Source organism: Mangrovibacillus sp. Mu-81, from assembly GCF_036867415.1.
In the GTDB taxonomy this organism is placed as follows: Bacteria; Bacillota; Bacilli; order Bacillales; family Bacillaceae_B; genus Rossellomorea.
Genome location: NZ_JBAJHU010000003.1, coordinates 100,803 through 122,803, shown reverse-complemented (window position 1 = coordinate 122,803; position 22,001 = coordinate 100,803). Strand labels below are relative to the sequence as shown.

The 22,001-nt window shown below is 41.7% G+C and carries 25 protein-coding genes; 10 read left to right on the top strand and 15 right to left on the bottom strand.

Annotated features, from left to right (window positions below):
* Positions 1 to 80: 80 nt before the first annotated feature.
* The 8 genes from V6B33_RS07750 to V6B33_RS07715 all read right to left on the bottom strand — a co-directional run bounded on the left by V6B33_RS07750 (position 81) and on the right by V6B33_RS07715 (position 6,623).
* A complete protein-coding gene (locus tag V6B33_RS07750) occupies positions 81 to 302 on the bottom strand; it encodes a hypothetical protein (protein ID WP_334217183.1) in 222 nt (73 codons plus the stop codon).
* A gap of 89 nt (positions 303 to 391) precedes the next feature.
* Entirely contained in the window at positions 392 to 1,192 is an 801-nt protein-coding gene (locus V6B33_RS07745; protein ID WP_334217182.1) for a DUF2268 domain-containing protein, read from the bottom strand.
* Positions 1,193 to 1,406: 214 nt separating this feature from the next.
* Positions 1,407 to 2,648: a beta-ketoacyl-ACP synthase II gene (fabF, locus tag V6B33_RS07740; RefSeq protein ID WP_334217181.1), complete on the bottom strand. Its 1,242-nt coding sequence runs from the start codon at positions 2,646 to 2,648 to the stop codon at positions 1,407 to 1,409.
* Between the two features lie 47 nt (positions 2,649 to 2,695).
* Entirely contained in the window at positions 2,696 to 3,628 is a 933-nt protein-coding gene (locus V6B33_RS07735; RefSeq protein ID WP_334217180.1) for a beta-ketoacyl-ACP synthase III, read from the bottom strand.
* 224 nt (positions 3,629 to 3,852) lie between these two features.
* Positions 3,853 to 4,041, bottom strand: a complete 189-nt coding sequence (locus tag V6B33_RS07730) for a ComZ family protein (protein WP_334217179.1) — start codon at positions 4,039 to 4,041, stop codon at positions 3,853 to 3,855.
* Complete coding sequence (locus V6B33_RS07725) at positions 4,041 to 5,009, bottom strand: BMP family ABC transporter substrate-binding protein (RefSeq protein ID WP_334217178.1); 969 nt, start codon at positions 5,007 to 5,009, stop codon at positions 4,041 to 4,043. Before V6B33_RS07725 ends, V6B33_RS07730 begins: the two co-directional genes overlap by 1 nt.
* A gap of 129 nt (positions 5,010 to 5,138) precedes the next feature.
* On the bottom strand, positions 5,139 to 5,858 hold the full coding sequence (locus tag V6B33_RS07720) for a hypothetical protein (protein WP_334217177.1): 720 nt from the start codon (positions 5,856 to 5,858) through the stop codon (positions 5,139 to 5,141).
* Positions 5,859 to 5,879: 21 nt separating this feature from the next.
* Positions 5,880 to 6,623, bottom strand: coding sequence for a hydrolase (locus V6B33_RS07715; RefSeq protein ID WP_334217176.1), 744 nt, complete (start codon positions 6,621 to 6,623; stop codon positions 5,880 to 5,882).
* A gap of 245 nt (positions 6,624 to 6,868) precedes the next feature.
* Between V6B33_RS07715 and V6B33_RS07710 the strand changes: the two genes are divergently transcribed.
* The gene (locus tag V6B33_RS07710) at positions 6,869 to 7,051 is read left to right on the top strand and encodes a YjzD family protein (protein WP_334217175.1); all 183 of its coding nucleotides are present in this window, start codon (positions 6,869 to 6,871) and stop codon (positions 7,049 to 7,051) included.
* Positions 7,052 to 7,117: 66 nt separating this feature from the next.
* Here the strand turns inward: V6B33_RS07710 and clpB are convergent, their stop codons facing one another.
* Positions 7,118 to 9,715 carry an ATP-dependent chaperone ClpB gene (gene clpB, locus V6B33_RS07705; protein ID WP_334217174.1) on the bottom strand — a complete coding sequence of 866 codons (2,598 nt, stop codon included), beginning with the start codon at positions 9,713 to 9,715 and terminating at the stop codon, positions 7,118 to 7,120.
* Positions 9,716 to 9,873: 158 nt separating this feature from the next.
* Entirely contained in the window at positions 9,874 to 10,053 is a 180-nt protein-coding gene (locus tag V6B33_RS07700; protein ID WP_032089181.1) for a YjzC family protein, read from the bottom strand.
* Positions 10,054 to 10,250: 197 nt separating this feature from the next.
* On the opposite strand from V6B33_RS07700, the gene V6B33_RS07695 reads away from it, so the two are divergent.
* On the top strand, positions 10,251 to 11,063 hold the full coding sequence (locus tag V6B33_RS07695) for an undecaprenyl-diphosphate phosphatase (RefSeq protein ID WP_334217173.1): 813 nt from the start codon (positions 10,251 to 10,253) through the stop codon (positions 11,061 to 11,063).
* 206 nt (positions 11,064 to 11,269) lie between these two features.
* On the opposite strand, the gene V6B33_RS07690 is transcribed toward V6B33_RS07695, so the two are convergent.
* Complete coding sequence (locus V6B33_RS07690; protein WP_334217172.1) at positions 11,270 to 11,578, bottom strand: metal-sulfur cluster assembly factor; 309 nt, start codon at positions 11,576 to 11,578, stop codon at positions 11,270 to 11,272.
* A gap of 70 nt (positions 11,579 to 11,648) precedes the next feature.
* On the bottom strand, positions 11,649 to 12,422 hold the full coding sequence (locus tag V6B33_RS07685; RefSeq protein WP_334217171.1) for a prolyl oligopeptidase family serine peptidase: 774 nt from the start codon (positions 12,420 to 12,422) through the stop codon (positions 11,649 to 11,651).
* A 233-nt stretch (positions 12,423 to 12,655) separates the two neighbouring features.
* Between V6B33_RS07685 and V6B33_RS07680 the strand changes: the two genes are divergently transcribed.
* The 3 genes from V6B33_RS07680 to V6B33_RS07670 all read left to right on the top strand — a co-directional run bounded on the left by V6B33_RS07680 (position 12,656) and on the right by V6B33_RS07670 (position 13,920).
* On the top strand, positions 12,656 to 13,471 hold the full coding sequence (locus V6B33_RS07680) for a Cof-type HAD-IIB family hydrolase (protein ID WP_334217170.1): 816 nt from the start codon (positions 12,656 to 12,658) through the stop codon (positions 13,469 to 13,471).
* Positions 13,472 to 13,574: 103 nt separating this feature from the next.
* Positions 13,575 to 13,727, top strand: coding sequence for a hypothetical protein (locus V6B33_RS07675; protein ID WP_171910678.1), 153 nt, complete (start codon positions 13,575 to 13,577; stop codon positions 13,725 to 13,727).
* A 1-nt stretch (position 13,728) separates the two neighbouring features.
* Positions 13,729 to 13,920: a DUF3813 domain-containing protein gene (locus V6B33_RS07670; RefSeq protein ID WP_334217169.1), complete on the top strand. Its 192-nt coding sequence runs from the start codon at positions 13,729 to 13,731 to the stop codon at positions 13,918 to 13,920.
* A gap of 76 nt (positions 13,921 to 13,996) precedes the next feature.
* Here V6B33_RS07670 and V6B33_RS07665 read toward each other — a convergent pair whose 3' ends face one another.
* A complete protein-coding gene (locus V6B33_RS07665; protein WP_334217168.1) occupies positions 13,997 to 14,851 on the bottom strand; it encodes a YitT family protein in 855 nt (284 codons plus the stop codon).
* A 238-nt stretch (positions 14,852 to 15,089) separates the two neighbouring features.
* On the opposite strand from V6B33_RS07665, the gene V6B33_RS07660 reads away from it, so the two are divergent.
* The 5 genes from V6B33_RS07660 to V6B33_RS07640 all read left to right on the top strand — a co-directional run bounded on the left by V6B33_RS07660 (position 15,090) and on the right by V6B33_RS07640 (position 19,234).
* Positions 15,090 to 15,938: a DegV family protein gene (locus tag V6B33_RS07660; protein WP_334217167.1), complete on the top strand. Its 849-nt coding sequence runs from the start codon at positions 15,090 to 15,092 to the stop codon at positions 15,936 to 15,938.
* Between the two features lie 69 nt (positions 15,939 to 16,007).
* Positions 16,008 to 16,139 (top strand): DUF3941 domain-containing protein, encoded by a 132-nt coding sequence (locus V6B33_RS07655; RefSeq protein WP_334217166.1) that lies wholly within the window; start codon positions 16,008 to 16,010, stop codon positions 16,137 to 16,139.
* A gap of 146 nt (positions 16,140 to 16,285) precedes the next feature.
* Positions 16,286 to 16,777, top strand: a complete 492-nt coding sequence (locus V6B33_RS07650) for a YajQ family cyclic di-GMP-binding protein (RefSeq protein WP_334217165.1) — start codon at positions 16,286 to 16,288, stop codon at positions 16,775 to 16,777.
* A gap of 102 nt (positions 16,778 to 16,879) precedes the next feature.
* Positions 16,880 to 18,229, top strand: a complete 1,350-nt coding sequence (locus tag V6B33_RS07645) for a CoA-disulfide reductase (RefSeq protein WP_334217164.1) — start codon at positions 16,880 to 16,882, stop codon at positions 18,227 to 18,229.
* Between the two features lie 135 nt (positions 18,230 to 18,364).
* Positions 18,365 to 19,234 carry an SDR family oxidoreductase gene (locus V6B33_RS07640; RefSeq protein ID WP_334217163.1) on the top strand — a complete coding sequence of 290 codons (870 nt, stop codon included), beginning with the start codon at positions 18,365 to 18,367 and terminating at the stop codon, positions 19,232 to 19,234.
* A 68-nt stretch (positions 19,235 to 19,302) separates the two neighbouring features.
* Here the strand turns inward: V6B33_RS07640 and V6B33_RS07635 are convergent, their stop codons facing one another.
* Positions 19,303 to 20,334 (bottom strand): LacI family DNA-binding transcriptional regulator, encoded by a 1,032-nt coding sequence (locus tag V6B33_RS07635; protein WP_334217162.1) that lies wholly within the window; start codon positions 20,332 to 20,334, stop codon positions 19,303 to 19,305.
* 99 nt (positions 20,335 to 20,433) lie between these two features.
* Positions 20,434 to 21,972, bottom strand: coding sequence for an alpha-amylase family glycosyl hydrolase (locus V6B33_RS07630; protein ID WP_334217161.1), 1,539 nt, complete (start codon positions 21,970 to 21,972; stop codon positions 20,434 to 20,436).
* Between the last annotated feature and the right edge of the window lie 29 nt (positions 21,973 to 22,001).

Genomic DNA, 22,001 nt, shown 5'->3' with positions numbered 1-22,001 from the left:
TGACCCCTCGCTTTGCTACAATCTTATTTGTCAATCAGTATAGGCAGATAAGAGTAAAAATATTCCTGAATCCGTACCTTTTATAGATAGTCATTATTTTTTCTGCGAGGAAAATAGATTGTTAAGGTGATGATGAGGATGCCTACAAGGAATAGATAACATTCCACACGTGTACTGATAAATTGCAGGTATTCAATAATGGTCATCCCTGTTGTGAGTAGGTTCAAGTAAATGATCAGACTGATTCCTCCGGACACAGCCAGTCCAAAACCAACAAATAATGCGAACATACGTAACACCATGCCTTCCGCCTCTACCCTCTTTTTGCTTGTCCATTTATACTATAGTTTATGAAGAAGGACCGGAGATATGACGAATTTGGATGTATTGATTAGTTCTGCTTTTTATCCCCGGTACTGTTTCCATCAGGCAGGAAATAGGTGGATGGTTTTCCGATAAGGCCGATTGTAGGTGCTTTTTTACTTTTTGTTAATTGCTCAACTAAATAATAGCCTGCTGCATACCCAAGCATTTTCGGAAAGTTTTTTTGTCCAAGCAGTAATTGATCATGCAGCGGATTAATTCTTGTAATCTTCAAATTCGGTTTAATCCATTTCTTGAAGTATTGAGACATTGTTTCCCGTTCGTATGCTGTGGTCCAGGAAGCCACATATTTTTCTCCGCAGTACTCCTTGACCGCATATTCTGCTAATCCCTCAAAGACGATTGAATCCAAAAGTGTATAATCTTCATCCTTTTTGTTTAACTTTGCCATTCTCACACAATGATGATATTCATGGGCAAATAATGCCTCATACTCTTTCTTGTCTTCCACATCTTTAAGGAATAAATAAATTTCGTCTTTAAAGCAGACACCGGATTTTTTCATCGATGATTGGAACCATCCCCGGTTCTCATGGATGGGCAGTAGATATACCGGAACATTTGGTCCTTTCCACTTATTTCTATATTTCTTTTCCAACTTTGTGAAGAAATCCCAGATCTCTTTTTCTTTCATTGATTGAAATATCATTCTCGCAGCAGGTGATGGGCGGTACATACCATGCTTTATTAAATATCTATACAAAGATTCAGTGTCCTTTTTTCCTTGTTTTGTCTTATTCAGGATTTCTAAAGGATTATCCATCGATTCCGTCAGCCATTCACGGGTAGGAGCAATCGTCACCTGCATCCCTCTTTCTCTTTTTTACATGTATATGGAGTGATTAGAGGGTTTAGTAATGAAAGATGGTTGGGACTATATTTGAGCAGTGCGAAAGAATTTACTACTTGCCTGGCTGTATTGTGAGAAACCTGTTCAATAACTTCCGATACTACATACACACGCAAAAGAGCGTACAATGATCATTGATCATTGTACGCTCTCCCTCTAAAATACGATCTCTTTAGTTCGTATATTTTTTGAACACAAGTGTTGCATTGTGGCCGCCGAATCCCAATGAGTTACTCATTGCCACATTAACTTCTCGTTTTCTTGCTTTGTTTGCTACGTAGTCCAGGTCACAATCGGGATCTGGTGTATCAAGATTGATGGTCGGCGGAAGAATGCCGTCCTGCATCGCTAGAACTGTAAAAATCGCTTCCACTCCCCCTGCAGCTCCCAAAAGGTGGCCGGTCATCGACTTGGTTGAACTCATTGCAAGTTTATAGGCATGATCTCCAAAAACCTCTTTGACTGCCATTGTTTCAAATTTATCATTATAGGGAGTACTGGTTCCATGAGCATTGATGTAATCCATATCCTCCGGACGTACCCCTCCATCTTCCAGTGCCATTTTCATCGCTCTGGCCCCGCCTTCACCGGCTGGTGCAGGAGCAGTGATATGATGGGCATCTCCAGTGCTTCCGTATCCAACCACTTCAGCATAAATTGGTGCACCTCGCCTTAATGCATGTTCCAGTTCCTCCAGAACGACCACCCCTGCACCTTCACCCATTACGAAGCCGTCACGGTTGGCATCGAATGGACGTGAAGCTTTTTCAGGATCTGTGTTTGTTGAAAGTGCTGTATTTGCACAGAATCCTGCGACAGACATTTTAGTAATGGGAGCTTCTGCCCCCCCTGAAATCATGACATCTGCATCTCCCCGCTGAATGACTTTGAAAGCGTCACCGATTGAATTCGTACCAGTGGCACAAGCTGTCACCGTACAAGAATTCACTCCTTTAGCCCCAAGCATAATGGACACTTGTCCAGTAGCCATGTCAGGAATGATCATCGGTACAAAGAATGGACTCACACGGCGGTATCCTCGTTTCTGAAACGTTTCGTACTGGTTTTCAAACGTCTCCATCCCACCGATTCCAGAACCGATCCAGACTCCTACCCGGGGTGCATTTTCCTCTGTTATTTCTAATTTGGAATCTTTCACTGCCATCATAGAAGCAGCCACAGCATAATGGGTGAAGCGATCCATCTTCCGGGCTTCTTTGCGCTCTACATATTCTTCGATATCGAAATCTTTTAACTCTGCTGCAACCTTTGCGGGATATTCATCCGCGTCCAGCCTTGTAAGCGGTCCGATTCCTGTTTTGCCGTCAAGTATATTTGTCCAGGTTGATTCGATGGTGTTTCCTAACGGAGTTACAGCTCCTACCCCTGTGATGACTACACGTTTGTTATTCATTTGATCCATCTCCTTTTATTCATCTATGGAAGAACTCGAGTTTTAAATTATTTACCCCAGCGCATAACAATTGCGCCCCACGTCAGTCCGCCGCCAAATCCAACCATTACCACTACATCATTGTCTTTGATTCGTCCGTCTTCTACGTCTTCAACGAGTGAGACAGGGATCGAGGCAGCAGATGTATTGCCGTATTTGTTTACGGTTTTAGACATTTTTTCGATTGGCAGCTCCAAACGTTGTCTTGCTGCTTCCATGATACGGATATTGGCTTGGTGAGGAATTAAGAAATCAACATCTTCTTTCTTCAATCCTGCTTTTTCAATAACATTCACACTGGATTCACCCATTTGACGCACGGCAAACTTAAATACTTCGCGGCCATTCATCACAATGTTTTCTTCCTGATACAAGTGCTTTGCGCCGGAACCATCTGCCCCAAGTTCAAATGCCAGGATTCCTTTTCCGTCAGGCACAGGACCGAGCACGGCTGCTCCTGCAGCGTCTCCGAATAATACAGCTGTATTGCGGTCATCCCAATCTGTAATCCGTGAAAGTTTCTCCACACCGATGACAAGGATATTCTTGTAGACACCATTATCGATGAACTGTTTTCCTGTAATCATCCCATACATGAACCCTGCACATGCGGCACTTATGTCCATGGCCGCAGCTTTCTTTGCGCCCAGTCTGTCCTGCAGCAAACAGGCAACCGATGGGAATGGACGATCCGGTGTTACGGTGGCAACCAAAATCAAATCGAGGTCCTCTGCAGTAATATCAGCATCTGCTATTGCTTTTTTCGCCGCTTCAAATGCCATATCCGACGTATTGATGTGTTCACCTGCAACCCTTCTCTGTTCAATTCCCGTTCTCGTACGGATCCACTCATCAGACGTATCCACCATTTTTTCTAAATCTGCATTTGTCAATACTTTCTCAGGAAGGTAACGCCCAATTCCAATTATCCCTGCATTCATACTGGCATCCCCTGCTTTCATATTTTATCGTTTATTACTCTTATATCAGTTTATTATCAATTATTAAGACTTGGTACTAATTTTATCGAAAGATTCCTTTTTATGCAATGTTTTTATGATTTTTTCATTCAGCATAGTCATTCGGATTCCTATTATGGCTGGAGTTTTTGGCTGATCGTACAAAAAAGACTGTTCTCAAGTGAACAGTCTTTATCGTATTCGTATCAATCGTTATGTAAGGCGTCGCTCTTCCCTAATTCATAAGCTTCCCCCATCACCTGTGTGAATAAAGTCATAATAGGCTGCAGCATCTCCGGAGAAAGTTCGATACCCGCTTCATCCATCGTCTGCTTTGCCTGTGGTAAGTACTTCATTGCGATCTGCATAAATTCCATCGTCTTATCTTGATTCATTACTTTGCTTCCTTCCCGTTTGGTAATTTTCCTGTATCGATATACTCTTTAACATGCTTGTTCATAGCACTCCTGAAATCATCTGAGATTAACGGACTGAATTTGCCCAGTGAAATGACTCCGTCTTTAAAGTCAAATTCAAGATTTCCTGAAGGCAGATTCCCTTCAGCAAATTTATCAGCGACCACTCCATACAGTTTATCCGCATGCTGCACAGTACTGGTAAGAACCGTGGATTCACCTAGATCCGATTGATCGGAAACATATCCGATCGCAAACAAACCGCGCTCTTTGAGTTCTTCGATTACAGCTACATTATAGCCGTCCCCGGCAGGATATACAATATCCGTATCCTTGCCAACTAAAGATGTCAATCTGTTCAGTGCCAATTCTTTGTCATTCCAATCTTTCGTATATTCAACAACTACTTCAACTTCTTTGTTCTGGTACTTTGCCCCGTCAACAAATCCATCTACTTCCGGCTGCCAATCATATGCTGCAATCACACCTACTTTATTGGTTTCTGTATGATGGGCTGCTGTCATGCCTCCGAAAAATCCCATTGCATACCCTTTAAACTTCAAGCTTGTTGTGTTCTTTGCTTTAGCATCGCCGTTAAAACTTATAAAATGTATATCCGGGTATTCACTTGATAACTCGTTAAATACATTTGCATACTCGCTGCCGTGACCAAAAACCAGGTTTACACCGTCTTTTTTATACTCTTCAATTGCTTGTTCTATTGATGTATCATGAATCATGCTCTCTTTATAAAATACATCTACATCGTGATCTGACTGTATACTCAATAAACCTTTGTACCCTTTTGTTCCCCATACACCATCATTTACTGTTTCAGGAACAAGTAAACCCACATTTTCTAATTCATCAGACGTATTATCATTCATACATCCATTTAATCCAAATGCGAAAACCGCCAGAATGAGAAAACTCAGTCTCTTTTTCATGTGCAGCAACTCCTTTAAAACTCATGCAGCGTCGATAAAAAGCAGGATCAATAGAGAAAATTACACCAATGTATCTATTTTACCTTCAACCGTAATCATATAAAAGAGAAATTTTTCTTATTCTTGTTTTCACAGAAAGCTCATCGTATGTTTCTGCTCTTTCAATATAGCCTCATGAGATTTTGAAGGATGTACAGTGATACGTTCCGCTTCAGGAGTTCTTTTTTGTTTGGCGGAAGCGATTGATCTTTCCGTTATATAGGAAAGTGCTTCCCTCCAGCTGTTCTGGGATAAGGATTTCAAGGAATAGGTTCCTCCGTTCCCTGAATGCTTAATAATGCAATTCGCAGCATCTTTTACATAGATGGCACCACTAGGATCGTCTGAATATTGTAGTTCTTCTTCTTTTTTTCCTTGCAGCAGCTGCGAGAATAAGAAATGATCAGGCTGATGAGCCCCATATAGTGTAGGGAGATAAAACGTAGCCGCTTCAGATTCACCGGCAGAAATGATTTGATTTCTCACTGTATTGTTAGAGTAAATCTGAACAATCTCCGGAAATTCACCCTCCTGATCCAGACACTGTTCAATTGCGGAGAAACATACGGGCTTGTTCATATTGAAATTGTCATAATAAGGGAGAAACAGTCTGCATTCAACCGGCAGTTCCTTATTCCATTCATGCACAGGAACGTATTGAATGTTCGAGTTTCTCCCTATTTCCATCCATTTATCCTTCATTTCCCCATCATCATCAACAGCTGTCACTGTCCAACCTCTTTCAAGCAGCGCCCTGCATAGTTCAAATCCCAAATATTGCTGGGCTGCCAGCACAATTGCATGATTCACATCACTCACTCCTAATCACAGCTATAGTTCTTTCTCGTGTAAGGAAAAGTACGAAGCAAATTTCAACCCAAGTGTATACCTTTTTTCAGGAAGCACGTAAAAGAGGTCGGTTGAAAAGCCTTTCTCCAAACGATGTTTATATATATCTTTTATGAGAGGGAATTGATTTTTATAACGATTAACGTTATAGGATTGAGCGATATACAGTGGAATAGGGATGTCCTTAAACACATCATGATCTTTCCCTGCGCGCTGGAAAACATGTTCATAGTCCTCTTCCTTCACACCCCGGGACTGGTCTAATTCCCTTACCAGTTTTTTATAGAAAAACTTTTGTTCTTTTTCCTGGCGGATCAGTTCGCTAAGTGAGAGACACGGCGTGAGCATTACCACTCCTCTTATGTCGTTTTCCATCTTAGGGTAGAGTTCCTTAAATATGAGTGCCCCCATCCCTTCCGTCAAGATATGGATCTTGCTGTTGATGATTTCTGTCCGTTTCACATATTGATAGAGTCTGCAAGCTAACGCCACTGCCTGTTCGCTACCCCAATTCGCTCCATACAGATTGCTATAGTAAACAATATACCCTTTGCCCGTAAGATCTTTGATCCATTTCTTCCTGGCTTCATGCTGGTCCCAAAAGCTCGTTCTTTCATCTACATAATGATGATGGTCGCCAAGAATCATTACAGCAAATCCATTTGGTCTTTCAGGATAATGAATCATGCACCACTCCCGGTCTAATTGAAACAATCGCTGATTCATTGAAATTCTCCTTTTACATAGTGAGTCAATATAGTTTATGTACAGCAACTATTTTTGAAAGGAGATTTGCCCATTCATGATAAAAAATGTGAACAAGTCATACGCTGAGACAGAGCGGATGATAAGGGTTTCATTTTCACATATTCGTCATTTATTATTTATCTCAGGTGTGGTATGATAAGAAAGATTGAAAATGGTGGAAACCATCTACATATGGATGAAAATAGAGGAATGAGGTGACAGGCGTGAGATTTTTCTGGACATTTTTCTGGGCATTTCTTTTGACTCAAATGTTAACTTACGTTGTAAGTTCAATGAATGGATTAACGTATCATTTTGAAACAGGATTGATTTTATCAATCGGTATAACGATTTTGCTATTTGTAATTACATTGATCATTCCAAACGATCCAGTTGAAAATCATTAAAAAGCAGCCTGTCACAGGCTGCTTTTTCCTTCTATATACCTGTTGATTCACTTGAGATCTATGTTACTAATTAACCGTTAGATTCAGCCCTTCATTTCCTGCATCAATCAGCACTTCTTTATTTGACCCTATATTCCCTGCAATCAATTCCCTTGCGAGTTTCGTTTCAACTTCCTTCTGCAGGTATCTCTTTAATGGACGTGCTCCGTAAACAGGGTCGTAAGCGGCTTCTGCAATGAATTCTTTGGCTTTCTCAGTCATGGAAATGATTATTTGCTGCTCCTCTACACGTGACTGTAATTCTATAAGAAGCTTCTCGATGATTCCTTTAACATTTTCGATACTGAGAGGCTTGAAGAGGATGATGTCATCTACTCGATTGAGAAATTCAGGTCTGAATGAGCCCCTCAGCTGCATCATGACCAGCTCCTTGGTCTCATCATCAATTTCTTCTTCCCCTTTATTTCTTTCCAATAAATGTGAAGACCCAATATTGGAAGTCATGATGATAACTGTGTTTTTACAATCTACCGTTCGTCCCTGTGAATCGGTAATCCGACCGTCATCCAGCATTTGCAGTAAAATATTGAATACTTCAGGATGTGCTTTTTCGATTTCGTCAAGCAGGATCACCGAGTAAGGTTTCCTTCTGATAGCTTCTGTCAACTGGCCGCCTTCCTCATATCCCACATATCCGGGAGGGGCACCAACCAGTCTGGATACTGCATGCTTCTCCATATACTCAGACATATCGATTCTTATCATTTGTTCTTCACTGTCAAATAAGGTATTGGCAAGTGTTTTAGCAAGCTCTGTCTTTCCCACCCCGGTAGGACCGAGGAATATGAATGAGCCGATCGGGCGATTTGGATCTTTGATCCCGGCTCTTGCTCGTATCACAGCATCGCTGACTAGTTCAACCGCTTCTTCTTGTCCAATGACACGTTCATGCAATAGTTTATCGAGTTTCAGGAGTTTCTCCCTTTCACCTTCCACCAGCTTTGTGACAGGGATACCGGTCCATCTGGCCACGATGTTTGCGACTTCTTCCTCGGTTACTTCTTCTCGTACCAGCCTTCCCTCCTGTCCCTTCATCATTTTACTTTCAACTTCCTGAAGTTCCTTCTCCATTGCAGGGATCTTGCCGTGGCGCAGTTCTGCTGCTTTATTTAAGTCATAGTCGCTCTCTGCTTCCTCAAGCTGTCGTCTCAGCTTCTCCAGCTCTTCTCTTTTCTCTTGGACAACGCCAATGCTTTCCTTTTCTTTCATCCATTTAAGTTTCATTGCATCCGCTTTTTCCTTCAGGGTGCTCAGATCTTTTTTGATTCGATTCAACCGTTCCAGACTTTGTTCATCTTTTTCTTTTGTCAAAGCTGCCTCTTCGATTTCCAACTGCATCACTTTTCGCGTCACTTCATCAAGTTCGGAAGGCATCGAATCAATTTCCGTCCGGATCATTGCGCATGCTTCATCCACCAGGTCAATGGCTTTATCCGGGAGGAATCTGTCAGAAATGTATCGGTCCGAAAGGCTCGCCGCTGCTACGATTGCCCGGTCGTGAATATTGACGCCGTGATGGATTTCGAAGCGTTCCTTCAATCCCCTTAGGATGGATACGGTATCCTCCACACTCGGCTCCTTCACCAGCACCTGTTGAAAGCGACGTTCCAAGGCAGGATCTTTTTCTATATATTTACGATATTCATTCAGTGTCGTCGCCCCTATACAGTGAAGTTCACCCCTTGCCAGCATTGGTTTAAGGATATTCCCTGCATCCATTGCCCCTTCGGTTTTTCCGGCTCCGACAATCGTGTGGAGTTCATCAATAAACAGAAGGATTCTCCCTTCACTTTTTTTCACTTCTGTAAGAACAGCCTTTAATCTTTCTTCAAATTCTCCGCGAAACTTTGCACCTGCGACCAGGGAACTCATGTCGAGTTCAAATATGGTCTTGTTCTTCAAACCTTCCGGGACATCCTTTCTTACGATCCTCTGCGCAAGCCCCTCGACGATTGCTGTTTTCCCCACTCCCGGCTCACCGATCAGGACCGGGTTATTCTTTGTTTTTCTTGAAAGGATGCGGATGACATGACGGATTTCGCTGTCCCTTCCAATGACAGGATCAATCTTACCCGACCTGACTTCTGCAACGAGATCCCTTCCATACTTTTTCAGTGCTTCATATGTAACTTCAGGATTCTGTGAGTCCACTTTTTTTCCCCCTCTTACAGATGTAATGATCGTTGTCAGCTGTTTTTTTGTGATTCCTGTATCCTTCAAATAACTGATGATCGGATGATCAGTCTGTTGAAATAACGAAAGAATAAGATGTTCGATTGATAAGTACCCATCTCCCCATTTACTCTTAAGTTTCTCTCCATCCTGAAACAGGCGGTTTACTTCATTGGATAGATAGTGTCCATAATGCACGCCATTCCCTTCCACGGCAGGAATTTCTTTCAATTTTTGTTGAATATAATCATGAAATGCGTTTATATCCATTCCTGCCTTTTCATAAATGGAGCAAAGAAGACCGTCGCGGGTTTTTACAAAAGCTTTCCAAAGATGAAGAACCCGGATATCCGTATGCTTATAGTCCTTTGCCAGCTGACCGGCTGCTGCAAGTCCCTCTTGGATACTGTGCGTCATGGATTCAATATTCATTACGTTCACACCTCATTTGACCTTTTTTGACCTTTATGATCATTATAACCCTTTTGTGCTGATATGAAAAAGGAAAAAGAACAAGTAATCACCGGTTGAATAAGAAAATTCTTCACTCTTCCTTATTCCCATTCGGTCATACTTGTTCCTTCTCTCTGTTACGGTTTTCTCATATATGTCCAATGACGGTTGTGGTTTGAGTTCTCAGGGAACCGGTCCCCCGCTTTCATCTTCAGTTTTTGAGGATTATTAACATTGCTTCCGGTTTCACCAATTTCGATATAAATTCCATTATTAGGCGCTTTTTCTCCGCCTCTGAAATGTCTTGGTTGTCCCATCAAGATACCTCCTCTGATTGAAGCATGGCAGCTTCTCTTTTATTTTCTACTTCATTAAAAGGTTCATGCATGCCATATGAAGGTATATTCATGTTAATCAGGTTACGGTTTGATTAACATTTGGAAAAAGTCTTTACAGTACCACTCTATTTAGTGTTAAATAAAAAACTGTGTAGAGATATATGCTTGGAGGATATATGATGGATTTTTATTTAGTATTGAAATACTTATTTTTAGGCGTTTTTCAAGGTTTTACAGAACCTATTCCCATTTCGTCGAGCGGCCATCTGGTATTGGCTCAATATTTCCTTGGAATTGAAGAACCTGGCTTAACCTTCGAGATATTAGTGAATACGGCATCTCTCTTTGCTGTGTTACTTGTTTACCGTGCAGATATTTGGCGATTGATTGTCAACGGGTTGGGATATTTTAAAGAGAAGACACCAGAGAATAAACGGGACTTCCATTTTATTGCTTATTTAATCATCGGGACGATTCCTGCAGGTGTCATCGGTGTCTTGTACGGAGATTTCATTGAAGAAAATCTTTCCTACGTCGTTACGATCGGAATCACACTCATTATAACTGGTACCGCGTTATGGCTAATCCGAAATCTGCGGGGCAGAAAAAACGATGGGGATTTGAATGTAAAGGATGCCCTGATCATCGGTCTTGCCCAGGCTGTCGCGTTGATTCCCGGGATCAGCCGTTCAGGTGCCACCATTGTTGCAGCAATGGCTAGAGGAATGAAAGCAGAAACAGCCCTGCGTTATTCATTCCTGCTATATATTCCGGTAAGTTTCGGGGTCATGCTTCTCGGGATCAGCGATTTGATCGAGGAACCTCCGGCGGCATCTATGGCGATCCCCTATATCCTGGCTTTCATTGGATCTCTGGTTGCTTCATACTTCTCGTTAAAGTGGTTTATGAATATCATGGCAAAAGGGAATCTTAAATATTTCGCCATTTATTGCCTGGTCGTTGGTGTTCTTGTCGTTATTTTCATTTGATACCTTTCTTCAACACCGCTGTTATTATCAAAACTAGAAGAACTGCAAAGCCTTGAAATAAAGAGGCTGGAACAAAACAAAAAAAAGCTATATACAATATAGACTTTTGAACAAAGCTAATAAAAAACCCGAACCAATTTGAACTTAGAGTTCAAATTGGTTCGGGTTTTATTTAGACTAAAACACTTTTGTCCCAGTCTCTTCTATCATGTGATGCCCAGTGCAATTTTTGCGTAGCGTGACATCTTGTCCTTGCTCCATGGTGGATTCCAAACGATATCCACTTCTGTTTCTTTTACTTCCGGAAGATCTCCCAGAGCCGCTTTGACTTGTTCAACGATCGTTCCTGCAAGCGGACAGCCCATCGATGTCAATGTCATAGTGACTGTCGCTTTACCTTCTTCATCAAGATCTACATCATATACCAAGCCTAAATTGACGATGTCTATGCCTAATTCAGGGTCCACTACCTGTTCAAGTGCACCCATCAAGTTGTCTTTAAGGTCCTGATCCATTATTACACTCTCCTTTAATATGCGTCATCTACTGTTTATCTTATCAAAGAAAACCAATGTTGACAAAAGCTTAAGCCGACAGATGCTTTTCAAACCATTCCACAAGTTTTATGACGCCTTCTCTTGAAACTTTGTGATCTGCCTTATCATCCGAAATAAATAATATATTATCTTCATTGCCTTCATATGCAGGCAATATACTTTTGTAAAATTCTTCTGTTAAATGGTATGGTACTACCTTGTCTTTTTTTCCATGCCAAAACATCAGTGGCCGCCCATTCAGCTTTTCCGGTTGAAGACTAAGATCATAGTGAGACAATTCATTCAGAATTGCCCCTACTTCTTCTTCACTGAACGGAAGTTGGTAACCGGTCGATTTCAGATGCGATAGCTGGGCTTTCGCGAATTTCACGTAAGATGGATTGCCCATCAGGGATACAGCGGAAGAAATCCAATCATACTGTGTCAAAGCGCCCAGAGTGACAATGCCTCCCATCGAAGTACCGGCAACTCCTATACCATTTTCAATCAGCAAGCCTTTTTTCCCGAAATACCTTTTCAGAAGAGATAGCTCATGAATGCTGTTTAATACGATCTTCCAGAATACCCTGCCTAATTCTTCTTCCGATTTGCCTGTTGCTCTTTCACCATGTTCAAGGCAATCAGGAAGTATCACTCTGAAGCCTTTCTCAGCAAGATAGAAAGCATAGTGGAGATTATGCTCTTTTGCACTGGTAAAACCATGTATAAAAAAGCACAAAGGCAGAGGATTGTATTTTTCTTCTTCCTTCACAAGATGAAGGCACGGAATTTCTTCTATGTTTGATTTCTCAATAACGATCATATTAGCTTGCTCCCTCCTGTACGCCGATCACAGTATTATGATATCCTAGATTTTACAATATGTATAATATTTAAAACTGCTTTTATGTAAATTCTTTATTAAGTTCAATTTCAGGATATGGACAGCCTGCACTGTCTCCTTATACACTATCCATACAGTGATGGTTTAATATGCCATACATACTCACAGTGAATATTGCGTATCAAAACATTATAGAGAATTGGGGAAATGATATGAATTTATTTGAAAAACACTTAATCGTATTAGATTTGGACGGCACACTTTTAACCGATGATAAGAAGATTTCACCTAAGACCATGCACACATTGTCGGAAGCAAGGAAACAAGGTCACGAAGTCATGATCGCCACCGGCAGGCCATATCGTGCAAGTGAGATTTATTATAAGCAATTGCAATTAGGCACCCCAATCGTCAATTTCAATGGAGCCTTTGTGCACCATCCTGCAGACAACACTTGGGGAACCTATCACGAACCGATGGATTTAGACGTATCCAGGCAAATAATCGAAGCGTGTCAAGACTTTCCATTCCGAAACATCATTGCAGAAGTGAAAGATGATGTCTACCTTCATTACCATGACGAAAAACTCATTGACGTGTTCATGATGGGCAACCCGTCGATTTCAACTGGTGATATCCGTGAATTCCTTACTGATAACCCTACTTCGATGCTGATCCATGCCGAAGAGGAAGATGTGAACGAAATCCGTGCACATCTTGATGAAGTTCATGCAGAGGTGATCGATCACCGCAGATGGGCTGCCCCGTGGCATGTAATCGAAATCGTTAAATCAGGGTTGAATAAAGCTGTCGGAATAGAAAAAGTCGCATCAACCTTGAATATCCCTCAAGACCGCATCATTGCGTTCGGTGACGAGGACAACGATTTTGAAATGCTGAAATATGCAGGTACCGGCGTTGCAATGGGAAATGCAATCGATGATTTAAAGGAAATTGCGAATGAGGTTACTTTATCCAACGAAGAAGACGGAATCGGCAGATATTTGCAGAATCGGTTTAATCTTTAATGGCAGCGTTGGGAATTATTTTTACTGTAAACCATACTGATATCAGCCATACTACAAGAGAACACACAATAGTTGTGTTTAAGCTTGTAAAGGGGTGGTTGCAATGGGTAGAAATAAATCCAAACGTTTTGTGCAACAAGGTAAAGTTGCTGTAGCAAAGCACGATGAGCGAATTCCCTACCATTTAACATACGCTGAAGCTGAGGCTAACAAGCTGTCCTCCAAAGTGGAAGACTCCTCATTGGGAGGAATATAGTATGAGCAATCCGTTATTCAGGGAAGCTCGTCAAGCCGTACACACTGCAAAAGCATCATCGGCGGCTGGCGGGGATGTCGAATCATCTGTCAATAAAGCAAAAAACGCCTTATCTTCTGCATACGCCAATAGCAATGTGGAAGAACAACGCCAATTACGCACCCTTCAAGACGAATTGAATACTCTTCAATAACACGAAAAGGTTGACCTTGCAAACAAGGTCAACCTTTTTTAATGAAGATTATCTTCTCAACGTCATCCCCATCCTTCTAATCTTTTCTAAAGAATCCGAAGATCCCTGTTGTTTGAACGATATTGGTAAATGCATTAGGATCAACTTCTTTGATCGTATGCTCGAGTTCATACAACTCATACCGTGAAATGACGATGATCATCATTTCTTTTTCTTCACCTGAAAAAGCACCTTTCGCAGGTAGTGTCGTTATCCCTCTCATCAGTTTTGAATGAATGGCTTCGCGCAGTTCATTTGACTTTTTCGTGATGATCATTGCAGTTAACTTTTCATGGCGGGTGTGGATGGCATCAATGACCCGTGTTGAAGCGTAAAGAGTGACGAGAGTGTATAAAGCCTTTTCCCATCCATATAAGAAACCGGCAGAAATGATGATGATGGCATTCATAAGGAAGAAATACGATCCCACCGGCTTATCCTTCATTCGTGAGAGAATCATCGCGATGATATCCATTCCCCCCGTGGAAGCCCCCCACTTTAAGGTCAGGCCGACCCCTACTGCAGCAATAACTCCGCCAAACACCGCATTCAGTAAAATATCAGGTGACAAATGAATGATGGGAATGACCTCCAGGAAGAAGGAAGTAAGAAACACTGAAATGAAACTGTAAACAGTAAATGACTTTCCAACCTTCCTCCAACCGATAATGGTTACAGGAATATTTAATATGAATAGTAAAATACCCGTCGATACATTAAATCGTGTAAATTCTTTGATGATGCTCGATAATAATTGTGCTATACCGGTAAAACCGCTTGCGTATACATTTGCCGGTATCAAGAAGAAATTCATGGCGATCGCACCCAAAAGTGAACCGATCAGAACGACCAAAAATTTTTTTGCTTCTAAATGAACGTTATCCCTGTTCATGACAGACCTCCCCTGTTGTACAATACTATTTGTTATGTTCCACAATCTATCATAACTAAACACTTGCCCCAATACATCTATTGTCATGCTTTCATTATAAATCCCCCTTGCTGTCACATATGGCTCTTTCAACTATTGAATGACTGTAACTCTGTATAAATTAACTAAGGAATAGATTGTCATTTTACTGAAAAATAGCTAGACTAAAGCTATAAGTAAAGATAAAAGGATGATAATGATGACAGTAAAATTATTTGCTGATAGTGCAAGCGACCTTCCAAAAGATTTCTTTAATCAAGACAACATAGAGTTTTTTCCTCTTAAAGTACATATCGATGGCCAGGATTACGAAGACCTGCTAAATATCGAACCGAAAACGGTCTTTGACAAAATCCGTGAAGGGTACATGCCTAAAACATCTCAAGTATCTCCGGAGAGCTTCCTGAAAAAATTCACCGAGCTTGCTGAAAAGGATGAAAAAGGCATTTATGTGGCATTCTCTTCTCAACTTTCCGGTACCTACCAAACAGCAGTCATGATCCACGATCAGGTAAAAGAGGATTACCCCGGGCTCGACCTTACTATCATTGATTCAAAGTGTGCCTCCCTCGGCTACGGACTGATTGTCAAAAACGCATTAAAGACGTTACAAGAAGGAGGCACCCGGCAAGAAATCATTGATTCCATCACCTATCATGCAGAGCATATGGAACACCTCTTTACCGTGGAGGATCTCGACTACCTTGCCAAAGGCGGACGGGTTTCTAAAGCCTCGGCTTTCTTGGGTGGCCTGCTCAACATTAAACCGCTTCTGCATGTCGAGGATGGTAAGCTTGTCCCGATCGAGAAGCTCCGCGGCAAAAAAAAGCTTTTAAAGAGAATGCTTGAACTGATGGAGGTTCGGGGTTCCAACCTTTCCGGCCAGACGATTGCCATCAGTCACGGCGATGATGAACAACTTGCATTCGAAATGAAAAAAATGATCGAAGAGAAGTTCTCTCCAAAAGATGTTTATATCAATATTATTGGATGTGCGATCGGATCCCATACAGGAACGGGTACATTGGCAGTATTTTTCCTGAATTAACACTCATAATCCATCCTTCATATTCTCATACTAACCAGGAAGATGTTTATACTGAAGGGAGTTAAACCAATGCCGCACACTTCTGATAATGATAAAAAAGCAAAAGATAATCAAGCACTGCATGAAGAAAAAAATAAAATAAAAGAACTGAACCGTCAAGCCGGTAAGAATCAATATTCAAAAAAGACTGATCATATTTGATTCACTGACCGCTGTTTGATACGGAATTGATTTAACCACCTGAGTCACAGGTGGTTTTTTTAGTAAATCATCTCCCTATTAGTTGTACGAGTGAACACTGCTCCTCTATAATAATAAAAGAGAATATTAATTGGAGGGAAATACATATGGCGAAAGAAAGTTCATTCGATATCGTATCAAAGGTGGAGATGTCAGAAGTAAGCAATGCGATTCAGATTGCTCTTAAAGAAATTCAGAATCGTTATGACTTCAAGGGAAGCAAAAGCGATATCAAACTGGATGGGGAAGAAATCGTATTAATTTCAGATGACGAATTTAAAATGAATCAACTGAAAGATGTGTTGCTAAGCAAATTGATCAAACGTGAAGTACCTGTCAAGAATCTCGATTACAGCAAAATCGAGGGTGCATCAGGCGGTACCGTCCGACAGCGTGCGAAGCTCGTTCAAGGAATCGACAAGGAAAACGCAAAGAAAATCAATGCTATCATCAAAAATTCCGGTGTCAAAGTAAAGAGCCAGGTGCAGGACGATCAGGTCCGGGTGACCGGGAAAAGTAAAAATGACCTCCAAAATATCATTTCAGCTGTAAGGGACGCCGACCTGTCAATCGATGTTCAGTTCGTAAACTTCCGCTGAGTTGTTATCTTACTTAGTCTAATGGGTACAATAAACTCATTAGGCTTTTTTTATACAAATCAACCTTGATATAACTAAAAGACGTGTACATGGAGGAGAAAAATGAGCAGAAAAATTATCGTGATCGGTGCCGTCGGCGGCGGAGCAACAACGGCATCCCAACTGAGAAAATTAGATGATAAAGCCGAAATCATCTTACTGGAAAGAACTCCATATCTCTCTTACGGAGCTTGCGGCATGCCATATTATCTTGGGGAGGTAATTGAAGACCGGGATGATCTATTTGCTTCTACACCTGAAAAATTGCAGGCTAAAAAAAATATTGATGTAAGAATGATGCACGAAGCTATGACAATCGATAGAAAGAAGAAATCGGTTCAAATCAGGAACAATGAAAACAATCATGAGTATGAGGAGCGATACGATGTACTTGTAATCGCTACCGGCGCCTCACCGTTCATACCTGATATCGAAGGACTTAACCACATCCCATCCTTCACCCTGAGAACCGTTGAAGATATGGATGTATTAAAAAACTATTTAGAGACGGAAAAACCTTCAACCGGAGCCATTATCGGCGGAGGATTTATCGGTGTTGAAATGGCGGAAAACCTGACCCGCCTCGGAATCGAAACGAGTATCGTCGAGCGCTCGAATCATGTTTTAAGCGTCATAGACGAAGAAACGGCTTTGAACGTCCAACGTCACTTAACTGAAAAAGGTGTGAAGTTGTACTTGGAAAACGGACTACACAAGATTACATCCGCAAGTAAAATCCAACTTGATAACGGAGAAACCGTCTTAACCGACTTTCTCCTTTTATCAGTGGGCATTAAACCAAACAATAAACTTGCCCGGGAGGCAGGACTGACTACCGGGGAATCGGGAGGCATTTCAGTGAATGAATTCATGCAGACCGATGATCCTTCCATCTACGCTGTAGGGGATGTTGTCGAGTCCATCGACTTGATTGACGGCAGCCCAAAGCAAGTTCCCCTAGCCTGGCCGGCCCATCGTCAGTCATATATAATCGCAAAACACATCACCGGTGACCCCGTACCATTTAAAGGCATGCTCGGCAGCGCGATCGCAAAAGTATTCGATTTGACCATTGCCTCTACTGGGCTTGGGGAAAAAGAACTCACTGAACGCGGAAAAAAGTATAAAACAGTCATTCATAAAGGGAAATCGCATGCAGGATATTATCCAGACAGCAAGGAAGTTTATGTCAGGGTTCATTTTTGCCCTGATACCGGTAAAATATTCGGCGGCAACGTGGTTGGCGGCGAAGGTGTCGATAAACAGATCGATGTACTATCCACCGCAATATTCGGCGGCCTGACTGTCATACAGCTTCAGGAAGTTGAATCCTGCTACGCCCCTCCCTACTCATCACCGAAAGGTCTATTAAATATGATAGGCTACAAAGCAGAGAAAATGATGAATTCATGAGAGCAGACTGTTTTATGAGATTATTCGTGAAACAAGTTAGAATTACATTCGTTCGGGTAAACACGATTCTAAGGAAACTATTTCATCAAAGAAATTCTTCATTTAACTTACCATTTATAAAAAGGAGTGTTTCAATTGTCACAACAGCAAAACGGAAAACAGACTTTTCCCCCGCAACATCAGGATCATCAGCCTGGAACAGTGGATGAAATGAATCCCCAGCCGATTCATACAGACCAACATTATAAGGGAAGCGGAAAACTGGACGGAAAAGTTGCATTGATTACCGGTGGTGACAGTGGAATCGGACGTTCCGTTGCATGGTATTTCGCTCGCGAAGGTGCCCACGTAGCAATCTCCTACTTAGATGAACATGAGGATGCAAACAAAACAAAGGAACTTGTTGAAGCAGAAGGAGTCAAATGCATGCTTCTATCTGGTGATATCGGAAGTTCGACATTCTGTCAAGACATCATCAGCAAAGTGATTTCCCAATTCGGTAAACTTGATATCCTTGTCAATAATGCAGCCGAACAGCATCCGCAGACAGGGCTTGAGGAAATAAGCGATGAACAGCTGGAACGCACCTTTAAAACTAACATATTTTCAATGTTTTACTTAACGAAAGCTGCCCTTCCTCATTTGAAGAAGGGAGCTTCCATCATAAATACAGCTTCCATCACTGCTTACAAGGGAAACAAAGATCTGATCGATTACTCATCCACCAAAGGGGCAATCGTAAGCTTTACACGCTCGCTTGCTGAAAATATCGCATCGAAAGGTATCAGGGTAAACGGTGTAGCACCTGGTCCAATATGGACACCTCTCATCCCATCGACATTCGGTGCAGATAAAGTATCCGAATTCGGTGCCAATACACCGATGGGAAGGGCTGGTCAGCCGTATGAATTAGCGCCCGCATACGTATATCTTGCAAGTGAAGATTCAACCTATGTTTCGGGACAGATGCTTCACGTAAATGGCGGCACTGTGGTGAACGGGTAATTATATACAGGAATCGTCCTCAATTAAAAAACGACTGAAACTTACCCATAGTAAGCTTCAGTCGTTTTTTATGCTCTTTTATCAAGCTTGCTGCAGGAAGACCGCTTCACAATGTCATGGGGAATGATGATCCGCTTGATGGGTTCCTTCGGATTTTCCACTCGCTGAATCAGGCTCTTGGCTGCTTCATTCCCAAGGTGGAAGATATTGATATCAACCGAAGTCAGGGGCGGACGTGACATTTCTGCCAGCAATACGTTATTGAAACTGATAATGGATATATCATCGGGCACCGAAATGTTCATTTCATCCAGAGTATTCAATACACCTAAAGCCATAAGATCATCGGCTACCACTAATGCGGTTGGGGGGTGATCAAGCTGCATCAGTTCATTGATCGCTTCTCTTCCGCCTTCACGTAAAAATTCTTCATGAATGATATATTCATTTCTTAAATCGAAACCTGCTTCTCTCAGCGCTTTTTCATACCCAAGTAAACGCTCTACTGTCACAACCAGATTCAAATCCCCTCCGATGAAACCGATGCAATCATGTCCGAGTCCAAGGAGATAATCGGTCACTTCTCTTGCAGCCCTGAAGTTATCATTGTCCACATGAGTAATTTCTTCACAAAATTTATATGGTTTCCCGACTACAACGAAAGGAAAATTGCGTTCTTTCAGATAGTTCATCACTTTATCTTCCACTTTTGAATAAAGAAGGATGATACCATCTACGCGTCCACCCTGGACCATTTGGACAACACCATCGTAAATTTCTTCTTCCGTCTGACCCGTTGTCATCTGAAGCGCATATTGCTTCTCATGTGCTCCCTCACTCAATCCTCTTAAAACGGTTGGAAAAAACGGGTTTTGTGAGAAAGTACTTGCCGAGCCCGGCAATACAAGCCCCAATACTCTGGTTGACTGATTTGCCAGACTTCTTGCGATGAAGTTCGGGTGATAACCCAATTGCTCCATCGCTTCCCTGACTTTTTGTTTCGTTCTTTCACTTATTCTCGGGTTATTCGCGATTACCCTTGAAACGGTGGATGGTGCGACATTTGCAAGCTTCGCCACATCTTTTATCGTTACAGCCATTGTTCCTCCCCCCTTCTGCTCCACCAATTAAAAGCGCTTCCATTTATACTGGTATCTAAGCTCAAATACTTTATAAAAGGCTCCTTAAGAGCCTTTCATTTAGGAATTCCTGTTTTTTCTACCCCGTTTCCATACCAGGTAAATGAATAATAAAAATAATGCATAAACCGTCCCGAGAGCAGCCAAGTATGGAATATTCAGACCGCTCTTATCTTTTAGCAGATAGATTTCCGATTCTTCCCGGTTCAGCGCCAATTTATAGGTTCCGCTCTCATCACTTCGGACTAGATCTTTTGTCAATAAACCTTTAAGTTCCTTATTCTCAGCAAGATCAGCCGCATCAAGTTCGACCGTCTGTGTTTTACTCGAGTTGTTAATGGCTACGACCACTGTCTGATCCTTATACGTTCTTTTAAATATACCCATTCCGTCTTTTTCATATAGCGGTTCGATCGTTCCTCTCGTCAAGGCCGGGTATTCATTGCGAACCTTCCCCAACGTTGAAATAAAGTCGATCAACTCTTTGTCTGCCCTGAAATTCATCAGGCGGCGGTTATCCGGGTCTTCTCCGCCATCAATGGCAATTTCCGAACCGTAATAAACAATCGGGATCCCCGGGGTCGTGTACATATATGTCAACGCAAGCTTCCATCTTGTGCCCGGGAACACATTCTCCTCCACCAGCAATCGGGTGAAGCGTTCCATATCATGATTGTCTATGAACGTTCCCATTAAATAAGGATTTTCATAGTATGTTTCATTGTACTTAGAGAAATTAAATAATCGATTCATGGAGGTATCCGGTTTTTTAAAGACTGAACGTAATTCTTCCGCTTGAGGGAAGTTAACGAAACCGTCAATTCCTGTATCATTATATTCCGCTATCTTTCCGGGATCTTGATCAAACACTTCTCCAAGAAGATAGAAATCATCTTTCACTGATTTTACTTCTTTACTGAACTCTTTCCAAAATTCCCGAGGGACATGCCGCACTGTATCCAATCGATACCCGTCAACATCGGTTTCTTCTATCCACCATTTTGCTGCGTCAAAAAGATACTCTCTCACCTCTGGATTTTCTGTGTTCAAATCAGGCAAGTCATATAACCATGCGTTCTGAAGACTTTCCTTATCCAAAAAATTCATGGTCTGTTTCTCATGAAACCAGTCCTCTTTTGCCGGATCCCCCACCCAGGGGTGTTCTGTACCCACATGATTCACTACAAAATCAAGAACTACTTTCATATCTCTTTTATGAGCTTCATCAACAAGCTTCTTGAACGTTTTCATAGATCCGAAATGTTCTTCTGTCTTATAAAAATCCGTAATCCAATAGCCATGATATCCTTTAGGCTGGTTGTCAAAGACCGGAGTCAACCAAATGGAAGTAAATCCCATTTCTTTGATATAATCCAGGCGGTCGATGATTCCCTGGAAGTCCCCGCCCTGATAAGCCCTCGGGTCTTTGGTGTCAACTTCTTTATCATTGCTTGTATCACCATTATTAAAACGATCTACCATTAAAAAATATATTGTTTCATCCTGCCACTTTCGTTCTTCTTTTTCAACTGCACCTACCGGAAGGGCGTAAAAAAGAAGAAACGGGACTAAAATGAGAGATAGTACTCTTCTTTTCATCTCCGCTCCTCCTCAATAGTTAGTAACGC